Here is a 3,169-nt window from a genome sequence, read left to right as displayed (position 1 = left end):
GATTGGCGACCACGAGACCTGCGAAGTCTTTCTCCGCAATGGCCACGCTCTTCTCGATCATCGCGAGAATGTCCGGGCCAATGGCGTTGTTCTGCGAATGAAACTCCAGGCATGCGACGCCGTCGCCCAGGTCGATGAGGCTTGCGCCCGAGTTCTGTGCGATGACCTTGCCCGCCTTCTTCAGCGCGGCGAGATCGACCACTCCTGCCGGCACCCGCACCGGCTCGGGCTTTCCGCTTACCGGCATGGTCAGCTTGCCGTCCGCCTCCTCGTAGAAGGCGCGGTGGCCCGCAGCAATCCAGTCCTCCACCCACTGAGGCAACTGGAGGCCTTCCGCCCGCATCCGCTCCGCGGTCTCCACCAGTCCGAGCGCATCCCAGAGTTCAAACGGACCGAGGTCCCAGTTGAACCCCCAGCGCATCGCCGCGTCGATGTCCTGAATCGTGTCCGCGATTTCGCCGAGTTTCTCGGCCGAGTACACGAGCACGCGCTTGACGATGTTCCAGGCGAGCTCTGCATACTTATCACGGCCTTGAATGAGCGCCTTCGCCTTTCCTGCCGCACCCCTGGCCTGCTTGGAGGCTTCGAGCGCTGAAGAAGTGATCTTCTTTTGCTCGCGGTACTCAAGCGTGTCGAGGTCCAGCACGAGGATCTGGCGCTGGCCGTTTTGTTTGACGCGCTTGTAAAAGCCTTGTCCGCTCTTCTCGCCGAGCCACCCGCGCTCCACGAGCTTCTGGATGGCCTCAGGCACCACGAATGCGCGCTGCTCTTCGGGATCCGCGACGTTTTCGCGCACGTTGTTGGCGACGTGGACGAACGTGTCGATCCCAACGAGATCGAGCGTGCGGAAGGTTGCGCTCTTCGGGCGACCAAGCGCTGGACCTGTGATGGCGTCGACCTCCTCAACGGAGAAGCCACCCTTTTGCATCTCTTCGACGGTCACCAAGAGCCCGTAGGTGCCGATGCGGTTGGCGATGAAGTTCGGCGTGTCCTTCGCAAGCACCACGCCCTTGCCGAGGCGCTCCGTTCCGAAGTCGCGCATGAACTCCACGATGGCGGGATCGGTGTCGCGACCCGGAATGACCTCCAACAGCTTCATGTAGCGCGGCGGATTGAAGAAGTGGGTGCCGAGAAAGTGTCGGCGGAACGCCTCGCTTCGCCCCTCGAGCATCGCGTTGATGGAGATGCCCGACGTGTTGGTGCTGACAATCATGCCTTCGTGCCAGTGTTGCTCGATGCGCTCGAGCAGTTGGCGCTTGGGTTCGAGGCTCTCCACAATGACCTCAATCACCCAGTCGACCTCGGAGATCCGATGGAGATCGTCCTCAAGGTTTCCAGGTGTGATGAGTTTCGCGTAGTCGGCGCGGAACAAAGGCGCCGGGCTGAGCTTGTGCAGCCTTCGAATGGCCTCCGTCGCCAGACGGTTGCGGACGGCAGGATGATCGAGCGACAGCCCCTTCTTCTGCTCGTCGGCGGTCAACTCGTGCGGGACCAGGTCCAACAGCAGGCTTGGAATGCCCACGTTGGCGAGATGGGCGGCAATTTGCGCCCCCATCACGCCGGAACCAATGACAGCAGCTCGGCGAATTTGTCTCATCCGGCTTGAACCTCCTCATCTTCGGTCGGTTGGCGAAGGTCTTCTCCAAAGACCGACGCGGCGAGCAGCTCGGCCACATCGCGCGCCTTGACGCGATCGTCCGTCTCGGTCAGCTTCGTGCCGTCCTCCATCATCGTCAGGCAGTACGGACACGCGCTGCCAATCACCGTCGGATTGGTGGCGAGCGCCTGCTGGGTGCGCGCGAGATTGATCCGCTTGCCGCGGGTCTCCTCAATCCACATCCGCCCACCGCCTGCGCCGCAGCACATCGCGTTTTCGCGATTGCGCTCCATCTCCACGAGTTCCACACCCGGGATGGCCTTCAGGATATCGCGCGGCGCGTCAAACACGCCGTTGTAGCGGCCCAGATAGCAGGCATCGTGGTAGACGATCCGCTCGTTGAGCGGGTGCGTCGGCCGGAGCTTGCCCTCGCGAACCAACTGGGCGAGCAATTGCGTGTGGTGATACACCTCCACACCTTCGAGCCCGAAATCCGGGTACTCGTTTTTCAGCGTGTTGAACGTGTGCGGGCACGCGGTCACAATCTTGCGCACCCCATATTGTTGAAACGTCGCGATGTTCTCCATGGCAAGCTGTTGGAACAACATTTCGTTGCCAAGGCGACGCGGCGTATCACCCGAACCATTCTCCTCATCACCGAGAACCGCGAAGTTCACGCCGGCTTGCTGCAACAGGCGCACCACCGCATGCGTGACCTTGCGCGCTCGCCGGTCGTACGAGCCCATCGAACCGACAAAGAACAGGTATTCGAAATTCGGATTCTCATGCACCGTCGGGACTGGCACGTCCAGCCCATCCATCCATTGCGCGCGATCCTTGCGGCTCAAGCCCCACGGGTTCCCCTGGCGCTCGATGTTCTGCATCGCACGCTGAGCTTCCTTGGGCATGCTGCCCTCCATCAACACCAGGTAGCGGCGTAGGTCAATGATCTTATCCACATGTTCATTCCCGACCGGGCACTGATCCTCACAGTTGCGGCACGTCGTGCAGGCCCAGATCTCCTCTTCGGTGATGACGTCGCCGATGAGCGACAGATCCATCGGATTTGCCTCCGTGAGCCGCCACTCCTCCTTCTGCCAATGAAGCGTCGGCTCGATGTCCGTGACGACGCCCTCCGGGAACGTGATGTCTTCGCCGCCGGACGCCATTTTGTGCGCCATCCCGTCGCGCTTGGGCAGCAGGAAACCCGGTTCGAACGCCTTCAAACCTGTCTGCGCCACGCCCTTTTCGATGAGGTGGTCGCGCATCTTGACAATCAGGTGCATCGGGGAGAGCGGCTTGCCGGTGTTGGACGCCGGGCACGAATTGGTGCATCGCCCGCACTCGACGCAGGCGAAGAAGTCGATCATCTGCTTGCGCTCGAACTCCTCCACGCTGCCGACGCCAAACGACTCTGCGTTTTCGTCCTCCAGGTTCAGAGGGCGGAGCCGACCTGGCGCCCCCTTGCGATGCAGCCAGATGTTGATGGGCGCCACCATCAGGTGAAAGTGCTTTGACTGCGGCACATACACCAAGAAGGTCAGCAGGACCAGCAGGTGAAGCCACCAAAAG

2 protein-coding genes are annotated in these 3,169 nt (G+C 61.6%); both read right to left on the bottom strand.

Going from position 1 to position 3,169, the window contains the following annotated elements; genetic code table 11:
* The coding region (locus AMA01_RS12135) for a 3-hydroxyacyl-CoA dehydrogenase (RefSeq protein ID WP_067851336.1) at positions 1 to 1,597 on the bottom strand (1,597 nt) is incomplete at its 3' end.
* Positions 1,594 to 3,169 (bottom strand): (Fe-S)-binding protein (locus AMA01_RS12130; RefSeq protein ID WP_067851334.1); only part of this gene is annotated, 1,576 nt, incomplete at its 5' end. The genes AMA01_RS12130 and AMA01_RS12135, both read right to left, overlap by 4 nt.

It is taken from the genome of Alicyclobacillus mali NBRC 102425 (assembly GCF_001570745.1).
Lineage (GTDB): Bacteria > Bacillota > Bacilli > Alicyclobacillales > Alicyclobacillaceae > Alicyclobacillus > Alicyclobacillus mali.
Note: the sequence above shows the minus strand (reverse complement) of the source record. Positions and strands in the feature narration are given on the sequence as shown.